This window comes from Cognataquiflexum aquatile (assembly GCF_003316845.1).
In the GTDB taxonomy this organism is placed as follows: Bacteria; Bacteroidota; Bacteroidia; order Cytophagales; family Cyclobacteriaceae; genus Cognataquiflexum; species Cognataquiflexum aquatile.
Map to the genome: position 1 here is coordinate 77,297 of NZ_QMIK01000009.1, position 25,141 is coordinate 102,437.

25 protein-coding genes are annotated in these 25,141 nt (G+C 38.9%); 11 read left to right on the top strand and 14 right to left on the bottom strand.

The annotated features are described in order from the left end of the window. Positions 1-204: 204 nt before the first annotated feature. From DQW11_RS20815 to DQW11_RS20850, 8 genes are all read left to right on the top strand, one after another. Entirely contained in the window at positions 205-1,119 is a 915-nt protein-coding gene (locus DQW11_RS20815) for a glycosyltransferase family 2 protein (protein ID WP_113926061.1), read from the top strand. A gap of 120 nt (positions 1,120-1,239) precedes the next feature. Continuing rightward, a complete protein-coding gene (locus DQW11_RS20820; RefSeq protein ID WP_232826814.1) occupies positions 1,240-2,058 on the top strand; it encodes a class I SAM-dependent methyltransferase in 819 nt (272 codons plus the stop codon). Positions 2,059-2,145: 87 nt separating this feature from the next. Then, the gene (locus DQW11_RS20825) at positions 2,146-3,534 is read left to right on the top strand and encodes an O-antigen ligase family protein (RefSeq protein WP_113926063.1); all 1,389 of its coding nucleotides are present in this window, start codon (positions 2,146-2,148) and stop codon (positions 3,532-3,534) included. Then, on the top strand, positions 3,521-4,657 hold the full coding sequence (locus DQW11_RS20830; RefSeq protein ID WP_113926064.1) for a glycosyltransferase family 4 protein: 1,137 nt from the start codon (positions 3,521-3,523) through the stop codon (positions 4,655-4,657). Before DQW11_RS20825 ends, DQW11_RS20830 begins: the two co-directional genes overlap by 14 nt. Then, complete coding sequence (locus tag DQW11_RS20835; protein ID WP_113926065.1) at positions 4,650-5,354, top strand: acyltransferase; 705 nt, start codon at positions 4,650-4,652, stop codon at positions 5,352-5,354. Before DQW11_RS20830 ends, DQW11_RS20835 begins: the two co-directional genes overlap by 8 nt. After that, positions 5,355-6,113 (top strand): class I SAM-dependent methyltransferase, encoded by a 759-nt coding sequence (locus DQW11_RS20840; protein WP_113926066.1) that lies wholly within the window; start codon positions 5,355-5,357, stop codon positions 6,111-6,113. Next, positions 6,113-7,276: a glycosyltransferase family 4 protein gene (locus tag DQW11_RS20845; RefSeq protein WP_113926067.1), complete on the top strand. Its 1,164-nt coding sequence runs from the start codon at positions 6,113-6,115 to the stop codon at positions 7,274-7,276. Before DQW11_RS20840 ends, DQW11_RS20845 begins: the two co-directional genes overlap by 1 nt. Beyond that, on the top strand, positions 7,269-8,402 hold the full coding sequence (locus tag DQW11_RS20850; protein WP_113926068.1) for a glycosyltransferase: 1,134 nt from the start codon (positions 7,269-7,271) through the stop codon (positions 8,400-8,402). The genes DQW11_RS20845 and DQW11_RS20850 overlap by 8 nt, the downstream gene beginning before the upstream one ends. Before the next feature lie 10 nt (positions 8,403-8,412). On the opposite strand, the gene DQW11_RS20855 is transcribed toward DQW11_RS20850, so the two are convergent. Further along, on the bottom strand, positions 8,413-8,985 hold the full coding sequence (locus DQW11_RS20855; protein ID WP_113926069.1) for a 2'-5' RNA ligase family protein: 573 nt from the start codon (positions 8,983-8,985) through the stop codon (positions 8,413-8,415). A 128-nt stretch (positions 8,986-9,113) separates the two neighbouring features. On the opposite strand from DQW11_RS20855, the gene DQW11_RS20860 reads away from it, so the two are divergent. Next, positions 9,114-10,025, top strand: a complete 912-nt coding sequence (locus DQW11_RS20860; protein WP_113926070.1) for a universal stress protein — start codon at positions 9,114-9,116, stop codon at positions 10,023-10,025. Between the two features lie 100 nt (positions 10,026-10,125). On the opposite strand, the gene DQW11_RS20865 is transcribed toward DQW11_RS20860, so the two are convergent. Further along, positions 10,126-11,496 carry an exopolysaccharide biosynthesis polyprenyl glycosylphosphotransferase gene (locus DQW11_RS20865; protein ID WP_113926071.1) on the bottom strand — a complete coding sequence of 457 codons (1,371 nt, stop codon included), beginning with the start codon at positions 11,494-11,496 and terminating at the stop codon, positions 10,126-10,128. A gap of 198 nt (positions 11,497-11,694) precedes the next feature. Between DQW11_RS20865 and DQW11_RS20870 the strand changes: the two genes are divergently transcribed. Next, positions 11,695-12,366: a methyltransferase domain-containing protein gene (locus tag DQW11_RS20870; RefSeq protein WP_113926072.1), complete on the top strand. Its 672-nt coding sequence runs from the start codon at positions 11,695-11,697 to the stop codon at positions 12,364-12,366. Between the two features lie 32 nt (positions 12,367-12,398). Here the strand turns inward: DQW11_RS20870 and DQW11_RS20875 are convergent, their stop codons facing one another. The 12 genes from DQW11_RS20875 to DQW11_RS20935 all read right to left on the bottom strand — a co-directional run bounded on the left by DQW11_RS20875 (position 12,399) and on the right by DQW11_RS20935 (position 23,435). Next, positions 12,399-12,782 carry a type II toxin-antitoxin system VapC family toxin gene (locus DQW11_RS20875; RefSeq protein WP_113926073.1) on the bottom strand — a complete coding sequence of 128 codons (384 nt, stop codon included), beginning with the start codon at positions 12,780-12,782 and terminating at the stop codon, positions 12,399-12,401. After that, on the bottom strand, positions 12,782-12,982 hold the full coding sequence (gene vapB / locus DQW11_RS20880) for a type II toxin-antitoxin system VapB family antitoxin (RefSeq protein WP_113926074.1): 201 nt from the start codon (positions 12,980-12,982) through the stop codon (positions 12,782-12,784). The genes DQW11_RS20875 and vapB overlap by 1 nt, the downstream gene beginning before the upstream one ends. A 91-nt stretch (positions 12,983-13,073) precedes the next feature. Next, positions 13,074-14,171, bottom strand: coding sequence for a glycoside hydrolase family 130 protein (locus DQW11_RS20885; RefSeq protein ID WP_113926075.1), 1,098 nt, complete (start codon positions 14,169-14,171; stop codon positions 13,074-13,076). 115 nt (positions 14,172-14,286) lie between these two features. Further along, entirely contained in the window at positions 14,287-14,718 is a 432-nt protein-coding gene (locus tag DQW11_RS20890; RefSeq protein WP_113926076.1) for a hypothetical protein, read from the bottom strand. Position 14,719: 1 nt separating this feature from the next. Beyond that, positions 14,720-15,523: an FRG domain-containing protein gene (locus tag DQW11_RS20895; RefSeq protein ID WP_113926077.1), complete on the bottom strand. Its 804-nt coding sequence runs from the start codon at positions 15,521-15,523 to the stop codon at positions 14,720-14,722. Positions 15,524-15,533: 10 nt separating this feature from the next. After that, positions 15,534-16,262, bottom strand: coding sequence for a hypothetical protein (locus DQW11_RS20900; RefSeq protein ID WP_113926078.1), 729 nt, complete (start codon positions 16,260-16,262; stop codon positions 15,534-15,536). Then, positions 16,259-16,717, bottom strand: a complete 459-nt coding sequence (locus DQW11_RS20905) for a hypothetical protein (RefSeq protein ID WP_198669941.1) — start codon at positions 16,715-16,717, stop codon at positions 16,259-16,261. Before DQW11_RS20905 ends, DQW11_RS20900 begins: the two co-directional genes overlap by 4 nt. 7 nt (positions 16,718-16,724) lie before the next feature. Then, on the bottom strand, positions 16,725-17,366 hold the full coding sequence (locus DQW11_RS20910) for a GTPase domain-containing protein (RefSeq protein ID WP_157966165.1): 642 nt from the start codon (positions 17,364-17,366) through the stop codon (positions 16,725-16,727). Positions 17,367-17,568: 202 nt separating this feature from the next. Then, complete coding sequence (locus DQW11_RS20920; RefSeq protein ID WP_113926082.1) at positions 17,569-17,793, bottom strand: DUF6140 family protein; 225 nt, start codon at positions 17,791-17,793, stop codon at positions 17,569-17,571. A gap of 291 nt (positions 17,794-18,084) precedes the next feature. After that, a complete protein-coding gene (locus tag DQW11_RS20925) occupies positions 18,085-21,018 on the bottom strand; it encodes a sensor histidine kinase (protein ID WP_198669942.1) in 2,934 nt (977 codons plus the stop codon). Between the two features lie 61 nt (positions 21,019-21,079). Beyond that, complete coding sequence (locus DQW11_RS20930; RefSeq protein WP_113926084.1) at positions 21,080-21,802, bottom strand: LytR/AlgR family response regulator transcription factor; 723 nt, start codon at positions 21,800-21,802, stop codon at positions 21,080-21,082. 82 nt (positions 21,803-21,884) lie between these two features. Next, positions 21,885-23,435, bottom strand: a complete 1,551-nt coding sequence (locus tag DQW11_RS20935; protein ID WP_113926085.1) for a zinc-binding dehydrogenase — start codon at positions 23,433-23,435, stop codon at positions 21,885-21,887. 194 nt (positions 23,436-23,629) lie between these two features. On the opposite strand from DQW11_RS20935, the gene DQW11_RS20940 reads away from it, so the two are divergent. Beyond that, positions 23,630-25,018: a dipeptidase gene (locus DQW11_RS20940; protein WP_113926086.1), complete on the top strand. Its 1,389-nt coding sequence runs from the start codon at positions 23,630-23,632 to the stop codon at positions 25,016-25,018. Positions 25,019-25,141: the final 123 nt, after the last annotated feature.

Consider the following 25,141-nt stretch of genomic DNA (forward strand, 5'->3'; position numbering starts at 1 on the left):
CAATTCCAAAGGGATCAAACTTGATTGGCCTCGCATTGCCATGTGGGGAAATGGAAAAGTTAAATATTGATTGGATACAATCCTGAAATGCTTGAATATGGGAGGAATCAGAGTTAGAAGTCCCAACAGAAAACCTTAAATTTGAATTTAATGAATCACCAAACCAGCACAGCAAACCGATACCGTTGAAACTATCTTTTTTCTATGAACACCATTTCCAAAGCAAGAGTTGCAGTAATCATTATCAATTGGAATGGCTACTTACTTACCAAAGCCTGTCTTGAATCGCTACGTAAAGTCAACCATCCTGATTTTTTAATAGTTTTGGTCGACAATCATTCTGAGGATGATTCTGGTAGCATGCTGAAAAATGAATTTCCCGAAATAGAATTGATTCAGAGTTCAACCAATCTTGGATTTACCGGAGGAAATAATTTAGGAATCCAGTGGGCATTGGACAATTTCTTAGAATATGTACTTTTACTTAACAACGACACTGTCGTAGAACCGGATTTCCTTCAGCCTTTGGTTGATTATTTGGATCAAAATCCTAGCTATGGAGCTGCCCAACCAAAGATCATGTTTGAAACTGAGCGAAATAGAATCTGGAATGCTGGAGGGGGATATTTCAAATGGTTGGAGCTGACTTGGTCCGTCGGTATCGGCAAAATTGATGAAGGCCAATTTGATGAGGAAAAGGATATACATTGGATCACAGGCTGTGCAATTCTGCTCAGATCAGTTTCGATCCGAAAGGTGGGAATGTTTGATGACAGGTTTTTTGCTTACTATGAAGATGTGGACTTGTCATTTAGATTCAAGAAACTTGGGTATAGGTTGAGGTATCTTCCCCAATCTAAAATCTACCATGTCGCAGGTGGCTCATCCAAAAAAGAGAAAACAAAAGAAGGCATAATTCCTCCCATCATTCACTATTATAGAACCAGAAACCACCTATTCCTGATCCGAAAACATGCAAATCTATTGTCCTTTGTATTAAGTTTGCTGTATCAATCTTTCCGAAATACAGCATTTGTCCTTTATTTGGCATTGAAAGGAAGGTTCAAAAAAGCAAGAAACATCTTGAAGGGACAATATGACGGCCTATTTGTCAAATAATGCCCTACAAATATTCACCAATGGACTTTCGTCTGTGGTTTGTTGACTATTTACTATTTTAAAATGATCATCCATAAAAATTGCCCTATCTGTTCATCAATCAATATAGTGGGAGATGCTATGGACCTTCAAAGATTTGGTCCTCACATTTCCCGGGCAAGATGCAAAGCCTGTGGGTTGATTTTCGCTAACCCGATGGCAGATTCTACTGATTTGGTAAAATATTATAATGACTATTATGAAAAAGACATTTACCAAAGCCTTGATTTTAAAAACATCATCAAAGAAGAAATCAACAAAATAAGTAAGTTGGATAAAGCGCAAATTTTTAAAATAGCACCTCATTTCAGTATTTATGAAAACACAGGAAAATTTTTGGATGTAGGCTGTGGTCTTGGAATGGGCTTGGCATATGCCCACCGCTTGGGATTTGAGCTGTACGCTACCGAATATGACCAAGGTGCTATTGAATTTGTACAAGAAAAATTTCCAGTCAAGGTATTTAAAGGGGATTTATCCGAAGCCAAATTCCCAAGCAACCATTTTGATTTTATCCATATCAGCCATGTCATTGAACATGTATTGGATCCAAAAGGCTACCTTATTGAAATGAAAAGGATCCTCAAACCGGGAGGTACACTTGCGATAGGCACCCCGAATATGTCAAGCTTATTATATAGGAGTTATAAATGGTTCAATCACTTGACCCTGAAGGTGCCTAGGATTGTTGATGGATTGGAACACACTTTCATTTTCCCATTTGACCTATTGGCCAAAATCACGGAAGAGCAAGGATTCACCAAGAGACTACATTATTCCTATTCACTTGGTGATAAATATGCCAACCTGATCAGATATAAAATGCCCCTTAAAAATAAACTTTCAAGAATTGTACAAAACTTCTTTAAAATCAATCAATGGATTGTTTGCACCAAATAAACTATAGAAACGGTATTTGCTTTGATTTTTTATTTTGACCTGAATTAAGAACTTTGTAATCCCGATCCTGAATAAAATACCTTCCAGATGCATTTTGTAATTTTTATATGTCTTTCCATTCTGCTGGTATTCACATTATTTTGGGCGCTGAGAAAATTTGTGTTGAAAGGGAAATGGGAGTATGTCATCTTTTTTCTTCTGGCATATTTTCCCATTTATACGGTTTACCTCAGTGTAACCTACCTATCTACAGAATCGGTCGTTTTGGTAAAAAGCTTACAGTTTTTAAAAGACCTGATAGTCATCATCGCTGTTTTGATATTTATCCTTTATCAAAAAAACATTTTTGATTATCCCTTTAAACTGGTTCTTGTTGACAAACTTTTTTTGGGATTAATGCTATTGGGTACCTTCTTTCTTTTTGCACCGGTTGGAGAAGGTGACTTTCTGAGTAAACTGTTTTATTTCAAAGGAATGATTATCCCTTCCTTGATTTATTTTCTTGGAAGGAACACAATTTTCAATGACGAAGAAGTAGGATTGTTTTTTAAAATTATATTCATTATTTCCTTGGCGGGCTTTGGAGTCAACCTGATTGAAGTAGCTTTAGACACACATTTGCAAAGCTTTACAGGGTATGCAGTTTTTAATAATGTCATAAACAACATAGAACCTTCAGGTAATTTCGGTCTTTCTTGGACATTCGAAACTCAGGCGGTAACCAAACGCTTGGCATCTTTCTTTTCAGATCCTTTAGAGCTTGCAAGTTCCGTGCTCATGGGTTTTGCAGCAGGCCTAATCTGGTTTTTGACCTCTAAAAAGGAAGATTCATTTCCTTACATCCTGGTCATGATCTGCACGATGGCAAGCCTTTTTTTTTCGAGTTCCCGGGCAGCTTTCGGTGCTTTTTTTATTATGATTTTTTTTATTGCCCTGATATTTAAGCTACATAAACTGATCCTTTTCGGACTTGGTTTAGTCCTTACTTTTGTGGTTTTTGTGATTTTCTTTGCTTCAGAAGATTTCTATTTCTTTGTGATCGATACCCTGACATTTCAGAATGCTTCCAGTGTTGGCCATGTTTTGGAGTGGATAACCGCTTTGGAGTCGATGATAGAAAATCCATTCGGAGTCGGTTTGGCCATGAGTGGCAATTCGGGAAGTGTTACTGACGAAGTGCGGGTAGGAGGGGAAAACCAATTCCTGATATATGGAGTGCAGTTGGGATTTTTGGGGATGTTTTTATACATCCTTCTTTTGGGATATTCCATTACGCGGTCTATCAGGGTGTTTAGACTTACTGATAACGTGATGTCTGCAAGATTGGCTTTTACAGGTGCCGCTGTCAAAACAGGCCTATTGTTGCCTTTGTTTACAGCAAATGCTGAGATGTATTTATACATAAGTTGGGTCTCATGGTGGGTGATAGGATATACAATGAATGAATATTCCAAAATCAAGTATGGGAAAGCATAAGCCAAAAGTATTGGTCGATGTATTTTACCTCTATGTGGCGCAGACAGGGATCAGAACGTACATGGTGACACTTTGTGAAGAGATTCTCAAAAACCCGAACAGAGAATTTGACTATGTCATCAGTCCGGATTTTCAAAAATTAAAACAAAATAAGTTCTTTCGGGGAAAAACCGCCAAATGGAAAAACATCCTGTTTCAGCTTCTTTATTTCCTCAGAAAGCAATTTATTCTTCCTATTCTATCCTATTATTACAAGACTGATCTGGTTTTTTGCCCTGACATAATGAGTCCAATTTGGTCTAGGGGAAAAAAAATTTCCGTACTCCACGACACTTTCTTTTGGGATTCTCCTGACCATTACCAAAGACTTTGGTTGAAATATTACCTTTATTTTTTGGAAAAAGGATTAAGGAATAATGGAGAAATCATTACGATTACACACTTTTCCAAAATGAGGCTTCAAGAATTGCCTCTTTTTAAATCCCTGCCTATCCGTGTGGTGTACCCCGCCTCCGGGCTATCGTCGGAGGAAGTCCCGTCTGAAGAGAAGCCGATTATTTCGTCAAGGTATTTTCTTCATGTGGGTGTTTTGGAGAAAAGGAAAAACCTCGGTATGCTCATCACTGCCTTTGACAGACTGGTACAGCGGAGCGGTTATGAAGATATCCGTTTGGTCTTTGTGGGTCAAAGAGGGCCGCGCGAAACTTTGGATGATTATGATTATTTGACTGGTTTGGTGGCTTCTTTGGGATTGATTGATAGAGTCGATTTTACCGGATATGTTGCACAAGAAAAGCTGGCAAACTACTTCCAAAACGCCTTGGGATATGTTTTCCCTTCCGCAAATGAAGGTTTTGGATTGCCTGTTTTGGAGGCTTTTTCTTTTGGCTTGCCCGTTATCATTTCCAGACAAGGAGCGTTGATGGAAGTTGCAGGAGATGCTGCTTTGGTTTTGGGAAAAAATGATTCAGAAGCACTTTTTCAGTCCATGAAGCTTTTGGTGGATGATCCTGAGCTCAGAATGGAATTGGGCGAAAAAGGGAGAATCAGATTGAAGGAATTTTCCACGGAGAAGTTTTTCCTATCTTTGGAGCAGGCATTTAAAGAAATTCTGAATGGGTAATTTCCTAGGCAAAACCACCTCAAAACTCACAGGTATTGACCTCAGCGACCGCTTTGGATCGGAATGGGACTCGTTTTCCACTTTGGGGGTTCTGGTTAGAATGGGGATCTGGATGGTCAGGGGGATGTTGGTACAGTGGAGGTTTGGAGCAGCCAAAGGGCTGTTTCTGATAGGTAAGGGTGTCACCATCCGACAAGCGTCTTTTATCCATGCCGGCAAAAATTTCATCGCTCAAGATCACTGCGAGATTAACGGGCTTTCCCAAAAAGGATTGGTTTTTGGAGACAAGGTCACCATTGGGAGTTACGCCATCATCAGACCGACCAATCTCTATGGAGGAGAAGCCGGAGTTGGACTGAAAGTCGGAAACAACAGCAGCATTGGTCCTTATGCCTACATCGGCTGCTCGGGTTATATTGAGATTGGGGATAATGTCATGATGTCCCCACGGGTAAGCATCTATTCAGAAAACCATAATTTTTCTGAAACAACCCTACCAATGATCGAGCAGGGAGTGACCCGCTCTTTTGTTAAAATTGAAGACGATTGTTGGTTAGCTGCCAACTCAGTAATCCTAGCGGGAGTGACTGTGGGAAAAGGTTCAGTTGTCGCAGCCGGGAGCATCGTCACCAAGGATGTGCCTCCCTACAGCATCGTGGCCGGAAATCCCGCAAGGATCATCAAAAGCAGAAAGTAAATGAAGACCAACACGGTAGAAACCTGGAAAAAATTCGGAAAGGAAGACCCATACTATGGGGTACTTTCTGATCCAAAATACAAGTCTGACAAAATCACGGATAAAGGTTTGTCTGAGTTTTTTGCTACCGGGGAGACCTATGTCTCTGAGACATTGAATAGAATCAAAACGATTTATGACTCTGATTTATCCGAAGCTGCGATTCTTGATTTCGGTTGTGGAGTAGGGCGTTTGGCAATACCTTTTTCTTTTGTCACAAAAAACAGGACCGTAGGCATTGACGTTTCACCGGAGATCCTTGAAAAAGCAAAATCCCACGCCATCGAAATGGGAGCGGAAAATGTGGAATTCTTGCTTTCTGAAGGGAAAACATTACCCAATACAGGCAAGTTTGATTTTATCAATTCTTATATCGTCTTACAACACATTGATACCGAGATCGGGATGGCGATCATCCAACAGCTTTTGGAAAGGCTTGAAATCGGAGGAATCATGCAGATTCAGGCCACATATGGGAATAATTGGCCGAAAATCAAGTATTACCATTATTTCCTGAGGGCGCATTATTCTCTGTATAACTTTGTGTATTCAAGCCTCAAAAACCGAAAACTGGAAGCTGAGCCTATGATGCAGATGAACAGCTATGACCCACAGGCATTGTTCCGACTTTTTTCAAAATATTCCAATTCCATCCATGTGGAATTGACTGACCACACCGGGTTTTTGGGAGCTTCCTATATGTTCAAAAGGGAATTTTGATGGCAGAAAACCATTCTCCTACCGAAAAAAATGTTTTGGTGCTTCACGGTTCATCGGACCTTTATGGGGCGAGCAGAATATTACTGGAATCTGTCCGTGCACTGAAGAGGGTAGGTTATGGGGTGATAGTTGTTCTTTCTGAAGAAGGGCCATTGATGCAGGAATTACAAAATTTGGGTGCGACGGTCCATATTCACAAACTTGGAATATTGCGCAGGAAATATTTCAACCCATCAGGTTTGCTTAACAGGATCAAAACAATCCTGAAAGCCAAGTCTTTCTTGGAAACATTGATGTTCGAAAACCGCATTACACATATTTATTCCAATACTACTGCTGTTTTGGTTGGGGCTTTTTTGGCACGCATAAAAGGGGTTAAACACATTTGGCACCTCCATGAGATTTTGATTTCTCCGGGATGGTTTGTCTGGCTGATGGGAAAAATCATCAAAAGGAATGCCGATAAAGTAGTGGTGGTTTCTCAGGCTGTTTGGGACAATTGGAAAGGAAAAGTCGAAGAATCCAAGCTGGTTTTGGTACACAACGGTATTGATTACAAACCTTATGTAGAATGTAAAGCAGATAGTAGAAATGAGCTTCCTGGTATTGGACCAAAGGTTCTGATCGGAATGATCGGACGGATCAACCACTGGAAAGGGCAAGGATACTTTCTGGATATTGCCAGTTTATTGGTTCAGAAACATGGCGATATCCATTTTGTACTGGTTGGGGATTCCTATCCCGGAACAGAACATTTGGTGGATGAGATGAAAGAAAAAATCCAAAAAACCGGTTTGCAAGACCAGGTTAGTTATTTGGGTTTTCGTAAGGATATCCCGGAGATTTTGAAAGCATTGGATATTTTTGTTTTACCCTCCATTCTTCCTGACCCATTTCCCACGGTTATCTTGGAGGCGATGGCCTCGGGCAAGCCTGTTGTGGCAACCGCCCATGGTGGGGCAAATGAAATGATTTTGGAAGGTGAAACGGGCTTGTTGATCCCGTGGGATGATGCCGAATCAGCCGCAGCATCAATTTCTGCTTTGGTCGAAAATGAGGAATTAAGAAAAGAAATGGGCGAAAAAGGAAGATCAAGGGTATTGGAGAAATTTTCCCCTGAGGCTTTTCAGAGAAATTTTATCAGACTTTTTGAAAATGGCTAAAGAAAACAAAACGCTGAAGGTATGTATTTTGGGAGCCAAGGGATATCCTTATGTCTATGGTGGCTATGATACCATGGTCAAGGAATTGGGAGAGCGGCTCCAAAAAAGAGGTGTAGATGTCAGGGTGTATTGTCACCGTTCCCTCTTCAAAGAAAAGCCTGCCGAAGTAAATGGGATCAAGCTGATCTATATGCCTGCGGTAGAAACCAAAAGCCTGACGCAGTTGACGCATTCCTTTTTTTCGATGATCCACGCCTGCTTTTCGGATGTGGATGTGATTTTTGTGGTCAACAGTGCCAATGGCCCTTTTGGATTGATTTCCAGAATCTTCCGGAAACCGACTGCCATCAATGTCGATGGACTCGAATGGCTCCGTCCTAAATGGAAAGGTTTTGGATCGAAATATTTCTTTTGGGCATCCAAGATGGCTACGAGATTTTATGATCAAATCATCAACGATTCAGATGAAATGAGAAGAATCTACCTGGAGCTTTTCAAGACAGAATCCGAAGTCATCGCCTATGGTGCCAATCCATCAGTGAATTCGGATCCTGCCAAACTCCTAAAATGGAACCTGAAAAAGGAAGGCTATTACCTGATAGTGGGGAGGTTGGTTCCTGACAACAATGCCGACCTGATTATCTCAGGATTTGTCCAATCTGACAGCAAAAGGAAACTGGTTATCGTGGGCGATGTTCCTTATCAGGACGCCTATGCCGAGGGACTCAAATCAATGCAGGATGAAAGGCTTTTGTTTACAGGATATGTCACTGACCCGGAAGAGTTAAAGGCACTGTACCATAATTGCTACGCTTATTTTCACGGGCATGAGTATGGAGGCACAAACCCTGCGATGTTGAAGGCATTGGGATATGGCTGTGCAATTTTGGCTTTGGACACCGCTTTCAATCAGGAGATGCTCCAAAACGGCAAGCACGGTTGGTATTTTTCCAAAAGCCCTGAATCAGTTTCTGCCCTGATTTCCAAAGCCGAAAAAAGCCCCGATGACCTTGATCGTCTCCGGATTACCGCCCGGGAAGGCCTGACCCAAAAGTACAATTGGGACCATGTCACCGATCAGTATCTGGAAGTTTTTGAGAAATTGAAGAGGGGTAGAAAGGGTTGAAAGAAAAACCTTAAGCAGTAGCGGAATTGCCTGCACCATTTAGCTGAAACCTACTCACCACTACCCACCTGCCTTCAATTCTTTTGAGTAGGGCAATGTCTTTGACTTCTTGCTTGGCATCGAATTTTTGCTTTTTGATAAAATCCCAATAGGCGTCAAATTGTGTTGCTTTCAGGTCCTTGAAAGCCAAAGTCATGTGGGGATGGTAGGCCATGTCGCTGAGTTCTTCTACTAGTTTGAGTTCTGTTTTGCAATATTTGGAAAGTGCGAGCTGAATAGAAAACAGTGCAGGCTCCTCTTTTGTCTTGATAAAAATAACCCTTCTTCCAAAACGGTCAAATCCAGAATACCTCAGGTCAAAAGGTTTGACCTTATCAAAAAAGCTTTTTAGGTGTCCATTTAACTTATCCTCTTTCGATTCATTCCAATTGAACGGCATCTTAAGCGTGATATGTGCCGGGGATTTAAGGGCATATTTGAGGTTGAAATTTTCCTTCAGCATCAGTTTCAATTCCGTAGCATTTTGTTGGATTTCACCTTCGGGTACAATTGCGATGAAATATTTACCTATAGATTTTGCCATTTAACACAAATATAAATCATTTAGAAAAGGAGGATCAGATTAAATCGGAGATTCGGATAAATTGTAATGGGGATTTTTCAAAAGAAAATTTTAAAATTGTAAATTGAGCGGGTAAATAGCAGCAAACTATGGAGAATTTTGAAAAGGCAATGGTCGGAATGGACCTCACGGAAATGGATGATATTCTGATTTCCAAAATGGGGGTATTATCCGAGATCTTGGGTATCAAAAAACTTTATTTTATCCATGTTTCCAAAAACCTATCCCTACCGGAGGAAATCAGAGAAAAATTTCCCGATTTGGTTGCTCCTGCCGATGAAGCCATAGAGGCGGAGATCATGACCATCATCAAGCAAAACCAATTCCCCGAAAACGTGGAAATAGAAGTTTTTGCTGAAGAGGGGAATCCAATGACTACTTTTCTGAGGTGGGCAAAACTGAAGGATGTCGATCTCATTATTATGGGAAGAAAGATCACCCTCAAGGGAAGTGGCTCCCTGGCCAAAACGATGGCCCAAAAGGCTCCCTGTTCTGTTTTATTTCTTCCTGAAAGGGTCGAAATGAAGGTTCCCAAAAAGATTTTGATTCCAATGGACTTTTCGGAGCATACCAATATGACCATTAATTTTGCCCAAAAAGCTGCAGAAGAATTTGATGCAAAGATCTTTGCTTTACATCTTTTTGAAGTGCCAACAGGCTACCATAAAACAGGCAAAACCTTTGAGGAATTTACCGAAATCATGGAGGAGAATTCAAGAAAAGACTATGAAAAATTTATCAAAAAGCACCACCATCCTGAGTATGACTGTCTTTTTGTATTGTCCAATAAAGGAGAACCAGGTCAACTGATCATCGAAAAGGCCAAGGAAGAAGGGATGGATTTGATTTTGATGGGAAGTAGAGGCCGGACTGCATCCGCGGCTGTGTTACTTGGCAGTGTTGCGGAGAAGTTGGTAGAGGTCAACAATGAAATCCCTATGCTGATATTTAAGAAGAAGGGTGAAACCATGGGCTTTTTTGATGCCTTATTCAGGATTTGATTTAATCAATATTTCCAGACTTTAAAAACTGAAACCCAAGCTTTTGAGGCTTGGGTTTTTTTTATCTGTTTTTTTGATTCTATCTACTTGATAATAATGCTTAATAAGCATTTTCCCTGTTTACGATCAGTTCATATACTGTCAGGATGCAGATTTTGAGATCGAATAGGATCGACCAGTTTTGGATATAAAAATAATCAAGTTTGACTCTTGACCGGATCTGGTGTGGATTTTCAATCTCCCCGCGATAGCCTTTGACCTGTGCAAGTCCTGTTATTCCAGGTTTGATTTTATGGCGGCTATTATATTTTTCAATCTGGGTTTTAAAGACCCGATTCATAGGAATGGTATGGGGTCTTGGACCGACAATGGACATATCACCAAGCAAGACGTTGATAAACTGGGGCATTTCATCCAAAGAAGTCATTCTCAGAAAGGAACCTATTCTTGTGATTCTTGGATCATTTTTGACAGCCTGTTTGGTATCGGCATAGTCGTTTGGTGTCATGGACCTGAATTTGAGACAGATGAAAACCTTGTTGTTTTCGCCGTTCCTTTCTTGGATAAAGAAAATCGGCCCCTTGGACTCCAACTTGATCAACAAGCCTACTAAAGGAATCAGCCAACTGAGAATAAAAACCAACACAAAAGCTGAAAAAACAATATCAAATGCCCTTTTGAACATCCTGTTGAAGGCATTGTCCAATGGGATTTCATTGACATTGATGACAAAGAAGTCCCCGTATTTGGAAAAAGAGAGGTTCTTTTCCAATTGGAGTGATCCTCCGGGGATTACTTTGACTTTGATGTAATGCTCGTCTGCAAAATTGATGATCTTCCTTACTTTTTTCTCTTCAAGGTGCTCACTGATGTATATTTGGTCTATGTTCAGGTTGATGGCTTCCTCAAAAAACTTTTCGATATTTCCTCTGGTCTGGCCTGATCCGTCTTTGTCGTCATAATATCCCAAAAACTTGATCCCGAAATCTCTTCTTAACCTGAACACCTGCGCAAGTTGGTCGCTTGTACCTCCTGTTCCCAAGATGACTGCTCTTCTGTAGTTATAACCTGTCTCCCTGTATTTCCTTAAGATCAGATGTACGCCGACCCTATAGATCCCAAGAAATACCAATAAGCTTGCCGCTAAAGATAAGAAAGAAAGCAACCTGAGGGAGTTGTCATGAAATGGCATCCAGATCATGGAAATGATCACCAAAAACCAGGCTAGCGAACCTATAAGTTTTTTGAAAGTCTGATCCGCTTCATTGGTTCTGCCGATTTTGAAATCTTCCTTCAGGATGGTGATTACCATCCAGATCATGATAAAGGCAGGGAAAGTAGGAAAATCAAGCCCTTTGAACTCTTCAAATGGTTGAAAGACCTTGTTGGAGATAAAAAATGAGAATGAAACTGTCAATATGTCTCCCAGAACAAAAAGCCAAGGAAAATATTTGTAAAAACGGTTTTTCATAAAAAACAATAATCTTTCACATAAATACGGCTAATTCAACTAAAATGGTTTCAATAGTTCCGGATTTATATCAAAGCGTTTGCAAATCATTGAAATTATTGGCAAAAGTAAAAAAGATTATGATTGAGCTCGTACTTTTGGTGTAATTAATTTATTAAAATAAATAGCTTTGCCCAAGAAGCAGATGGATATTTTAATATGATGGATTTTAAAGCCTTATTGGCTTCTTCTGATAATCCCAATTCTTTAGGAAATAGATTTAGAAAGCAGCGTTTTCAGTACTTTGAAAACCTTCTCCAGACAAATTTTGAGGGGAAATTTCCTGTTAAAATTTTGGACATAGGAGGCATGGTACATTTTTGGAAAGACCTGGATTTGTTAAAATCAGGCAAAGTTGAAATCATAATGCTCAACCTCAGTGCAGAGGAAGTCCAAATCAAGGGATTGAGCAGTATGGCAGGAGATGCCACCGATTTATCGCAGTTTGCAGACGGAAGTTTTGACCTTGTTTTTTCCAATTCGGTAATTGAACACCTCTACACTTGGGAAAATCAGCAGAAAATGGCGAAAGAAGCCATGCGGGTCGGTAAGAAATATTTTGTACAGACCCCAAACAGGCATTTTTTCATGGAAGCGCATTATGCCCTACCTTTTGTCCAGTATTTACCCAAGAACCTGACATTGTTCCTATTGACCAAAACAAAGCTGAGCAGGGGAAATAAATGGAATCCAAATGAAGCACAGCAATACTTGGATGAAATCAGGTTATTGACCTATTCGGAGATGAAAACCTTATTCCCTAGCGCAAAGATGTATAAGGAGAAATTTTTTGGGATGAACAAATCCTTTAGCGCGCATAATCTGGGTTAAATTCCAAAGAGGAAAAAGACATGAACTTTTCTTTACCAAACTGTATTTACGGGATATTTGGAAATGTTTTGGTCAAAAGTCAATATTTGAAAATTATTATCCTTGGCTTGAGAAACGATGATTCTATCAAATGGGTCTCTATGGATAAATTCTAAGTTGGAAACCGAGATAATGTTTTGAGTTGTAATGGGAAGGATCAAAAACCCATTTTCAACAACCAATGAAACAAGTTTTTCAAGACCCTTGGGAAAAATTAATTTACCTAAACTCATTTTTATTCCAATCTCCCATATTGAGGCAATACTCAAATACTTGGTGTTTTCTTCAGATTCAATAAGATGCCTTATCCTCAGTGGTAATTTTTCGTCGCCATTCAAAAACCAAAGTAGTGTATGGGTATCTAAGATTAAATCCATTACATATATTCATTAAAATCCTGTATTGGTTCATCAAAATCCGAAGAAATTGTGATTTCACCTCGGGCTGAGCCAAAGATTGGTTTCAGTTTTTTTTTGTCCTTTTTCTTTTTCAGAAGATTTTCCAGAAAAATCTCTACTTCTTTCTGCAAGTCAGGAGTCAGATTTTCTATTTTGGCTTGAAGTGATTTCGTGTCCATAACATTCTAAAGTAATTAAATTTAAAAATTCATAAGGCCAAATCCAAATTTGGGAAATTGTAGAAAGGTTATAAGGCTTTTTAAGTTCTATTTATTTATCCTTAGACACAACCACTCCCACCATCGAATCGGCAGTGCCATAATAGAGAAACCACTGATTTTTGAAATATACCAAGCCCTCCACAAATGTAGTTCCATCGACATACTGCCCGGATTTTTCAAATGGAAATTCGGGTTTTAGGAATGGCTTTTCTGTCCGATCGAGCAACTTCCATGGCTCATTTTTGTCAAACAAGGCCTGTCCTGCGGTATAAACCCTGTTCCCCAATTCTTTGACACCGATGTCTTTTTGGTTGCCTGCATTGTAGAGGACTACGATGCCGTCTTTGGTCAGCACCGGTGGAGGACCTGCTTCTACCAGCCATGAGTCAAAGTACCCCAATCTCGGACTCAAAACAGGGGCTATATTTCCATCAGATCCTTCAATCGGTTCCCAATGAACCAAATCCTCCGAACTCGCCAACCAGATATGCGGCACACCAAAGTACATCCAATACTTTCCATGGATTTTGGCAGCTACAAGTTTGCCGCTTTTGAGTTCGGTGACGATGGCACCTGATTTGGTTTCACGGTTGTGGTATTTGCCATCTTTGAATTCCCTGAAAATCGGCCCGTGTTTTTCCCATGTCTTCAGGTCTTTGGACGTCGCCACTGCTAAGCGTGGAAATTCCCTGTTCCATTGGGTATAAGTCAAAACATATAGTCCGTCCTCGGTCTGCACGATCCTCGGGTCTTCTGTGCCCCCGGTCCATTCAAATTCCTTTTGGTTGTCATTGGTAGGAAAAAAAATAGGCTCAGGCTGTCTTTTGTAAGATTCCCCATCTTCTGTGATTGCCAAGCCGAGACGTGAAGTATGGCCACCAATTTCCTTTTCACCGAGTTTTTCTTCCGCACGATAGAGGATGTGGATTTTTCCATCCTTGAGGATTGCCGCCGGATTGAACGTAGCCATGGATTCCCATTTGACCAATCTACCGGACATCGGATCCTGAAAGGAAGTCTCATTAGAAGGAGAAATGATGGGTTGGGGATTTTCAGAGCGGAGAAAAGGGCCTAGCATCCAGGGTTTTTCTTGGGCGCGGTTTTGAAATGAAATAAGGAAAAGGAATAGGGGAAGGATTCTAAGCATCATGGAGATAAATTTAATCAAATTATCTACACTCCTTCGTTTTAGAAAGCTTGGCCGAAGTATAACTTGTTTCCACTGTAAAAATGAAGTACAAAAAAATTTAATTTGATTAAGCTTACCTTATCAATTCCTTTACTTTTTTCTCAATTCCTTCTTTTGCGTTTTTGATATTGGCTAATGCAAGCTTCAGGTCTATTTGATGATTTTCCATATTCCTCGGATTAGCAATCCAAACCACAGGATCGGTTTTGCCTTTTGATTGGTTGATGGTGCGGAGGGTAACAGCTACATTTTCGGGGCAGTTGACTACTAAGGCGATTTGCTCGTCGGTCAGGAGATGCTTGTAAGCCGAATGCACCCACTCCGAACCATAAATATGCTCGTAATCATAAGGATCTCCACCATTCAGTGTTTTGCCCGTATAGCAGTCTTGGTACAAGGCATTTCCATTACCTATTTTTACTGCTTCCTGATGCATAGTAGCTTTTACGATGTTAAAGATTTTGTCAATATCAAAGCGGAGGTAGGGGCGGTGGGGTGGAAGCATATTAAAACCTATTGAATAAACTTTTATATTTATCAAAAACATATTTCATTCCAACAGTATCAGGATAAAATGAAAAATCATTGATAAAAAAATTATTCAATTCTTGGGTAATTTGGTCTTTACAAGATTTATCAATAATCACGGAATGCAATACTTCCAAACCTGACAAGGTGGTTTCAAGCTCATTTTTGTTGGATCCTTGAATTGTAAAACAACCTTTCTGACTTGATATTCTTTCATTAGAAAAAACTGAAATATATGGAAACGGAAGAACTAAACTTTCTTCTGAAAGATCATTGAAAAAGTATTTTTCTCCAATGAATTTTTTTATCGTTCCAAAATCCCAACCTTTTCCCAATAAAGCCCTAGATATAATATGAATTTGGTGAATTTCTGGTGTGTTTTTATTGTTGACAAGTTTTTCCCATAATCTCCAAGGATTTAGTATAAATATTTTGCCATTTTCTTCTGGCTTATATTTGCATGCAAAGAATAAAGAAGTCAAGGGGGCTAAACTCCAATCAATTAATCTTGTAGGTAACTCATAGTGTCTCATATCTACAAGAATCTTATCTAAATCATCAATAAAACTGAAATTTGAGTATTTTGGGTAAGAAAATTGCTTAAAGTCTAAAATTACTTCTTTTTCATTTAGCTGATCATCCCTTAAAACAGATGGTAGAAGATTGTATTTGTCTGAAGAAAGGCCTCTAAAAAAATGATGTTTTCTATCTTCACCTTGTTTTTTGTAGTATTCATTTACCCAATTAGTGTAATCAGATAATGATCTTATTATTTTTTCCATATTTCTGAATTCAAAACTCAATCTCAATCAGCAATTCAACTATCTCTCTATTAATATCTTTCGAGGCGTAATTTACTTTTACGTTTAATTTCCCTGCCATAGCCTTTAAACTAGCTCCAAATTCAAAAGATTTATTTATTTCTTGGGATAAATTAATCTTTACCTTTTCCATTTTTAACAAGTTCCCATAAATTGGATTTCTTTTTTCAATTAATTGAAGTATAGATTTATCTTTTACTAAACCTGATTGGACTGAGAAATTAATCGCATTTTGATAGTTTGGTGAATTCCCTTCGAACTCATTCTCTAATTCATAATAACTGTCCAGTATGTTACCAACTCTATCAACACCACCAACCTCTAACGAATTTATAGGGGTACTTACTACTCCTGATATTGATTTTTCTTTAATCCCCTCTTTTTTATTTATCAAAATAGTTTTAAAAGATTTTGCTCCGAGAATGGCACTTAGTTGGGACAAATTTCCAAGTTTTAACCTTTGAATTTCATGAGGATTTATATCAGGATTTAGGTACAAATCATTTATAAATGGATGTTGAATATAAACTTGACCCATTTTTGGTCTTTCTTCAAACTTATATGGCAGTAATTTTTGCTCTTCCTTACTGATAATTTTTACATCTAGATTAAGATCATAATCTTTTTCCCATTTAATGGAAATCACATCAGTTTCGTCTAAAATCAAAAGCGCTTTTGGATTTTCATTTTGGTCATTCATAATCTTAAAATGAGTTTAGTAATACTGAATCCAATTAATAGAACCAAAAAAGCCAATAAAATTTTATTGATTCTTTTTTGATTAAGAATAGTATTTTTAATTATTTGTAAGCTATCAAGGTTTATAGTTTTACTTATTTGCTCAAAGTTCTCAATTAAATAATCCCCTACATCATTCAAATTTCCGTTATAAAAGCAATTAAAGATCATATTTCTCCCATTTGTGTCTTTTTCATTTAGTTGGCCAATAATTAAATAACCAAATGGGACTTTTTTAATTATCTCTGTATATGGAACATCACTTTTCTTCAATGTAAAATCAAACTTATTTTTAAACATTAAACGATTAGATAGGTGATTTATAATCAGTTTTTTATTGTCGATAAGCTTGTTGCCGACTAATAAATAATTTTTTTCGCCAAATTTTTCTGCTTGAATAAATATGAGACTTTCCATATTCATTTCATTTAAAGAGATTTTCTTTAATAATTTCCAGTTCATTTATTTGTTTCATATTTATTACCTCAAAGTGTTTAAATTTATCTACCGGAATTTTATCAGATAAATATTTTATAATCTTGCCCTGTGCGTTTTTTCTTTCACTTTCATTTCCATTTATGCCCTGAAAAACATCAATGTGCGTTCCTAAAAAAACTATTGGCTTATTCCTCTTTAAAACAAACTTAATCATTCCAATAGTGTGGTTTCTATAGTTACTTTCCCTAATGAAATCGTTACAATTGAAAAGAAAAAAAATGTGTGAGCAAGATTTTATAAACTCTCCATAATATAATTCAATGGAAATATCATCTCCAGGCAAATCCTCAGTCCTTTCTAAAATCAAGGTTTTACCGTTCTTAATCAGCTCAATACTTTTTATTTCCTCTTTCATTAATGGAGTTGGGACATATTTGGTAGAAATTGATCCATCTTTAAGGTATCTTAAAAAATGGGTTTTGCCACTTCCTGAGGGACCTAATACTCCTAGTTTTTTCTTAAAAACTTTATCCCCATCTTCTTTTTTCCAAAAGCCATATCCCTTTCTGGAAAATAATCCTATAATTATTCCAAAGAATCCATATAAAAACCAATCATATTTCCCCATTTCAATCAAGCTTTAACTTTGAATATTTAATTTAGGTAGTTTGAAAAACCAAGAAAATTTATTCAATCTTTATTCTCTTCCTTAATGCAATCCCATTCATGACCACAGTCAGGACATTCATGGCATACTCCATTATGGAAAGCTGATTCAGAGCCACAATTAGGACAATCAGTATTCATTATCATATTTTTTTTAAGATTATTTACCTCACCCTCACCACATCCAAATGCGCTGAATTCACGGCATTCACTTTCCTGAGGTCGATGCCGTAGATCCGCATAAAGGCATCGACAACGGCTTGTCCGTTGTTATAAGTGATGGGATAATAAGCGGGGTGAACCATCACCACTTCAACAGACATTCCTTTCTCGAGCTTGATGCCGTTGCGGTACATTGGTTGCTTGACGGTGATTTTGAAAAGTGCCATATCTAATGGTTTAAATCAAATTTATAAAAGTCATTTTATTGCTTTTTTTCTAATCTATAACTGTCGTTTAATTCACTAAAAGTGTCCCATTTTGAGGGTAAACTGTCGAATTATACTTCCCTAATAGAATAATAAAAGGCCAGCAAGGGCCTATAAAGTCGAGTGATTAAGGAGGTTCTGGTCGCTCAGGATACACATTATCCAAAAATATTGTTTTTGCAGATCAAGGGACTTCGTAATTTATAAGTGTTGGCATTTGCCTTATCAGTGTACATGCTTTTTGGAAATATGTCAATTGGTTTGTTTGAATGGAAAAAGCAAGCGGATCCTAGTGCCATTGTCTTTTTGGGAATCTACCTGCACCGGGTCTCCTTCTCCGAAATAAATCAGCGAGATTCTTTCCCTTACCAGCTTCATTCCCTTGGATTCATGAAACTGTTTTTGGTTTCCATCCAATATTCCACGACCATTATCGGTGATTTCTGCAGATAGCAAATTATCCCCTGCCATTTGGAAATGAACATGTAATGTGGGATTAGGGTGCTTGGAATCAAAGGCATGAACAAAAACATTTTCAACCAAAGGCTGAAAAAGCATCGGAGGAACCTCCACGCTTTCAGGATTAATAGATTGGTCAAAAGTGATCTGGCAAGTGATTCGATTTCCTATGCGTTCGTTTTCGATGTCCATGTAAGATTTTAGATATTGGATTTCTTCCGATAACCTGATAAAACTCTTGGTACTATTGTCCAAAGTAGTCCGCATCAATTTGGAGAATCCACCTAAAAACCGGATAGCGCTGTCTGTGTCGTTCTTGAGAACAAAATATTGTATAGAATTAATGGCGTTGAAAATAAAATGAGGATTCATCTGACTGATAAGTGCCTGTAATTTCGTCTCTGCCAAGCGCTGTTTTAAAGTGGCCTCCTTTCGCGTACGTTGGATCCTCAACCGTATCAACCAATAAACAAAACATGAAAGAACAATGAAAGTCAAAAGCAAAAACCAAATTTCAAGATAAAATGGTGGGTGAATTTGAAGACGAAGGAGAGGATAAATGGCCGATTTACCCGAATGAAGGTCATATACTTCTACTTCAATGGGAAAAACGCCGGCTTTTAAATAAGGAAGTACAATGGTATTTTCCGATTGGGAAGCACTCCATTCCTCGTTTGGTGTGAGGCGGTACCGATATTGGAGTTTGTTAGGAAACTGATGTCCGGTCACCAAAAAACCCAGCATGACGGTGTTTTGGTTATGGGCTAATTCCAATGAATTGCTTTGATAGGCAAACCATGAAAACTCCTCTTTATCCATCTTTTGTTGATTGACTCTGATCTCACTGACTTTCAAGTCAAGTTGGGGTAGATATTCCCTAAGTAAATTGGGTAAGTCTAGTTGATAATATCCTTCATAAGTTCCAATGAAGAGGTGATTCCCATTCACTTTTGCAGTCTTAAAAAGCTTTTTATGCAAACCCTGTTCTTCATCAAAGAAGCGTATTATTCCATTTCTATAAACATTTAGCCCTTTTTCTGTTCCTATAAAAATGTTATCAGCATATGACTCCAAGAAAAGGACATTTTTTCCAACGAGTTTTTCCTTTGGGATAATTTCCTTGATTTTGAATTCCGGGTAGGAATCGGCTATGAATACCTCATCAAATTCAGAAGCAATGACAAGTTGCCCGGAAGAGGAAAAATGGATTTGCTTGAATTTTTCTTCCTTCCATATACTAGAGGCTAAGTAGGATAAAAATTCATTTTTGTCATAATGGTAGATTCCTTTAAACACCGAAGAAAAGTACGTTTTGTCTCCATTTTGGATGATTTTGGAAACTTGCACAGGTGTATTTTGATCTGAGGGAGAATAATACCGGTATTCCATTTTTGCTGGATCCTCATATATTCTGACACCGCCGTAGGGATTGGTTTCTATAAGTTTTCCATCAGGGGTAAATCCAATTTCATAACTGTGAACCGGAATGTAAATAAGAATATTTCCTTCCAAGTCAAGTTGGTAAATTCCAATATTGGAGTTTACCCACAAGTGTTTTCCTTGCAGTTGAAGGTCATAAAAAACTATTTGGGAAGCTTGAATATCAAAATCCATTTCAAAAAAATCATCTTCGTGAAGAGGAAGGTTATGTCTGTTTTTGCCTACATATTCACTGGAACTTTTCTTGAAAATATCCTTTTCAAGTTCTTTTTCAATGTTTCCCTTATTGTCAAAAAAAGTGAGTCCTCGGTGATGTAGGATTATTTTTTTTCCTTCCACAAAAGCGAAACCAAGGACCTCTTTTCCTCCAAATTGCTCATATCCAATACCAGGTTCCAATTGGATTTCATATAAACCCTTATCCTGAGTGCCTACATACAATTCATGATCAATAGAATCGTAAGCCAACGCAAGAATTTCTTTGGAGGAAATATCAAAGCCTTCGGATAAATCCTCTATTTTCCCATCTTTCAATCTGAAAATCCCACCATCTTGGGTAAAAATGCCCCATGCAGCTAAATAAGTATTCCTGTGCTTATCTTGTGCTGTGTCCCAGATGACAGATTGGCCAATTGATTTTTTCCCTTCACCTGCAATTAGCTGTTCAGGTGTTGAAAAGACATCCAAAAACCCTTTATTTGAAGCAAACACCACATTTTCCATTTTGGCCATGGCATAAATCAACTTGTGGTCAGATATTTTTTCAATTTTGGGATATTCTTCGTCGGGATTTAACCGGTAAACTCCAATCCCATAGGTACCGTAATACAGGTAATTTTTATGAAGGAAAAAGCCGGAAATATAACTTTGAGTATTGTCAGAAGTACTTTCCTGAATCCCTATAACCTGATGGGTATCGATGTCGATTATCGACAGACCATTTTCAGTGCCGATAAAAATTTTATTTTTATAAGGGAAAAAATGCCGAATTCTGCCATCAGACAGACCCTTTGGAATTCCTATGGGAATAAATTTGGAGCCGTCAAACTTACTGATGCCTCCACCATAACTACCAAACCAAATGTTTCCATTTTGGTCTTCATTAATGGCCCAACAAGAGTTAAATGCAAGACCATCCGACTCATAAAAATTGCTTATTTTGCCACTCTGAAGAAGCGAAACGCCATTTTCTGTTCCTATCCAAAGCAATCCCCTAGAATCTAAGAATAAAGATTTGATAGCATTATTGGATAAACCTTCCAAAGTGGAATAGTTTTTAGAAGGCACCGTTTGGGCGGTTACCAAGAAAGGCAACAAAAATGAGAGGAGGGTTTTTAGGAAATAAAATCTAGGCAAAATGTCTGATTAAGTCTGAAGATCTTCGAAAAGAAACAGAAAGATGATGTCCGTTTTTCAAGAATAAGAAGTTGTTTTTTTTATCGTATCTGTCAATTTTTTTGACGTTTACTAAAAATGAATGATGAATCCTGAAAAATTGATTTTTCGGTAGTTTATTTTCAATCCAAGCTAACTTTTTTGAAACCAAAAGATCGGTCCCATCAGCTTTAAAGATTTTGGTATAACTCTGTTCGCTTTTACAATACAAAATGTCATCATAGTCCATGAAGTATATTCCATCTTGGGTAGTAAAACTCAGGATATTTACTGATTCCATTTTTTCTTTCACATTTTTTACCTTCTTTCCTTCCCATTTTTCTTCAAATTTCGCAATGGTTTCTACGAATTCCACCGGGTCAATAGGTTTGAGTAAGTAATCTAAAGCCTGATGTTTTATAGCCTCAAAAGCATACTCTCTATGGGCAGTAGAAAAAATTACTTCAAAATCCGTTTTTTTTCCAAAATGATCCAATAAAGAGAAGCCGTTTTTTTCCGGCATTTGGACGTCCAGAAAGACAAGTTCAGGTTTTATACTATTGATCTGTTTTATTCCTTCCTCCACCGAGCAACATTTTGCTTCAATTGAAAATTTATTGGGGAAATATTTCTTTAGGAGCAATTCTACCACCTCTTGGGCATGGAACTCGTCGTCAATGATGATTACTTTGAACATAGGGTGCAGGTGATGAGCTGTAATCAAAGTTAGTAAAGAATAGCAGTCTTGAAACAAGGTGACCTATTTAATCTTTCCTTTTTCAAAACCTCACCAAGGTAATCAATTCGGCCACACAGACAGGTTTTTCGGCATGGTTAGATTCCATTTCGGCTTGGATAAAAAGCTTCGTGTTTCCATCAGGACTTTCTTCCAGATTGGTCAACGTTGCTTTCAACCGGATTTGATCGCCGGAATAGACTGGGGAAGGAAACCTGACCTTGTTTACACCATAATTCAGCGCCATTTGGACACCTTCCAAAGGCAGGATTTCATATATCAATTTGGGGACAAGTGACAAAGTCAGGTATCCGTGGGCCAGATTTTTCCCTCCCGGCAATAAGGCTGCTGCTTTCTCGGTATCGATGTGGATCCATTGAAAATCCTCTGTGGCTTCGGCAAACTTCTGAATCACTTCTTGGGAAACTGTTGTCCAACTACTTGTTCCCAATGATTTTCCAACTTGCTTTTTCAAATCTTCCACACTCCTATACACTCGGTCGACCACTTCGGAAGATTTCTCCTCGTTCGACTTGATACTTGCATCTTGATACTTGATACTGCCATCTCTCGTTTCTCGCTTCTCGTCTCTCGCTTCTTTGCTTTCCTCTTTTGCCTCTTCAATAACAACCATCGCTTTTCCCACTACCTTTCTGTCCATCATGTCCTGCAAAGCCTGTGGTGCTTCTTCCAAAGAGTACACTTTGTAAATATGTTGGCTGATTTTACCGGTTTGGATCATGCCTACTAAGTCCATGATATTTTGCTGGTTTTGTTTTGGGTCTTCAGTGGAAAATCTTCCCCAAAAAACGCCCATGATATCACAACCTTTGAGCAAAGCCAAATTAAATGGCAATTTGGGAATATCCCCGGCCGCAAATCCGACCACGAGGTATCTGCCTTTCCACGCCATTCCCCGCAAGGCCGGTTCTGCATATTTTCCTCCCACTACATCCAATACCACATCTACACCCTTTCCATCAGTGATTGATTTGATTCTTTCCTTGATGTCTTCGCTTTCGTAATTGATCAAGTGGTAAGCTCCTTTTTCTTTGCAAACAGCCAATTTCTCAGCAGTGGAAGCTGCAGCGATTATTGTAGCTCCCATTAATTTTCCGAGCTCCACAGCTGCCAATCCTACCCCTCCGGAGGCGCCAAGAACCAAAAGCGTTTCTCCGGGTTGGATATTTGCCCTGTCCTTCAATGCATGATAAGCCGTGCCAAAAGTGTAAAGGGTAGAAGCTGCGGTCATGTAATCCATTTGGGGTGGAATAGGGAAAACACGGTCTACTCCAACTTTTACTTTTTCGGCAAAACCACCCCAACCACAAAGTGCCAACACCCTTTGTCCTTCTTTGAGGTGTTTGACACCAGCTCCTGTTTTTTCGATTATACCCGAAACCTCGCCACCGGGTGAGAAGGGCAGTGTAGGCTTAAACTGGTATTTGTCCTGAATCAGCAAAACATCAGGAAAATTGACCGCACAGGCTTTAACTCGGATGAGAACTTCTTTTTCTTCCAAAACAGGATCATTGATATCAGAATAGGTCAAAGTTTCAGGAAGTCCGTGATGGGTACAAAGGATGGCTTTCATAGATAAAAGTTTTTGGTAAAATAGGCAATTCCTTATTTAAAACGTAATTTTGCCCCACTCAAAATACGGTTCTTGCAGAGGATTGTAACCTAAGAAAGCACCATTCCATTGCCTCGAAATAAAGCAAAAATGAATGGCGACATATTAAATTGCTTTCCCACTTTGCGTCTTTGCGGGACCTAAAAACCCCAAATATGTCAGTTAAACAGTATATCCAAGAAAATCAGGACAGGTTCCTGAACGAACTTTTAGACCTTTTGCGCATCCCATCCGTGAGCGCCGATCCCAAATTTAAAAACGATGTTTTTGCAGCCGCTGACTTTGTCAAAGAAAGTCTGATCAAAGCCGGTGCAGACAAAGCTGAAATCTGTCAGACCGCCGGTTATCCGATTGTCTATGGCGAAAAGATCATTGATCCTGCTTTACCGACGGTATTGGTATATGGCCATTATGATGTGCAGCCTGCAGATCCTTATGAATTGTGGGATTCTCCGCCTTTTGAACCTGTCATCAAGAAGACCGAAAGACATCCTGATGGGGCTATTTTTGCCCGGGGATCTGCAGACGACAAAGGTCAGTTTTACATGCATGTGAAGGCTTTTGAAGCCATGATGGCCAACAATGCTTTGCACTGCAATATCAAATTCATGATCGAAGGTGAAGAAGAAGTAGGTTCTGAAAACCTGGATATTTTTGTCAAAGAAAACCTCGAAAGACTCAAAGCAGACGTGGTCATTGTGTCGGATACGCACATGATTTCTATTGAGGATCCCTCTGTGACTGTAGGTTTGAGGGGATTGGCTTACATGCAGGTCGAGGTGACTGGCCCAAACAAAGACCTCCATTCCGGAACTTTTGGAGGTGCTGTAGCCAATCCGATCAATACGCTTTGCAAAATGATTGCCTCCCTTCACGATGAAAACAACCACATCACCATACCGGGATTTTATGACAAAGTAGAGGAATATTCCGCTGCTTACCGGGAGGAATTGAACAAAGCGCCATTTGACCTGAAGGATTATAAAAAGAAGCTCGATATCGCGGAAGTTTCGGGTGAAAAAGGATATACCACCATCGAGAGGGTCGGAATCCGACCGACATTAGATGTCAACGGCATTTGGGGGGGGTATACCGGAGAAGGTGCGAAGACAGTACTTCCTTCCAAAGCATTTGCAAAAATATCCATGAGGCTTGTTCCTGACCAAGACCATAAGGAAATCGCCCAAATGTTTGAAGACCATTTCAAATCCATCGCTCCGGCATCGGTTAAAGTAAAAGTCATCTCCCATCACGGTGGGGCAGCAGCAGTGGTGCCGACAGATTCACCCGGCTATAGGGCAGCAGAAGGTGCGATTATGGAAGCCTTTGGCAAAAAAGCCATTCCGACAAGAGAAGGAGGATCAATCCCGATTTGCGCCTTATTTCAAAAAGTAATGGGACTTGATCCGATATTGTTGGGATTCGGTTTGGATACCGATGCTTTGCATTCTCCCAATGAGCATTATGGACTCAAGAATTATTTTATGGGAATAGAGACGATTGCTTTGTTTTTCAAACATTTCAAAGAGCAAGCCTCCAAATAAAAGTTCCCCACAAAGACACTAAGACAAAAAGCAATATACAATTTGTGTCTTCGTGCCTTTGTGAGAGTATACTGTGCCCTTTATTACTGAACTATTTTGCCGCAAACCACCTTTATCAAACAG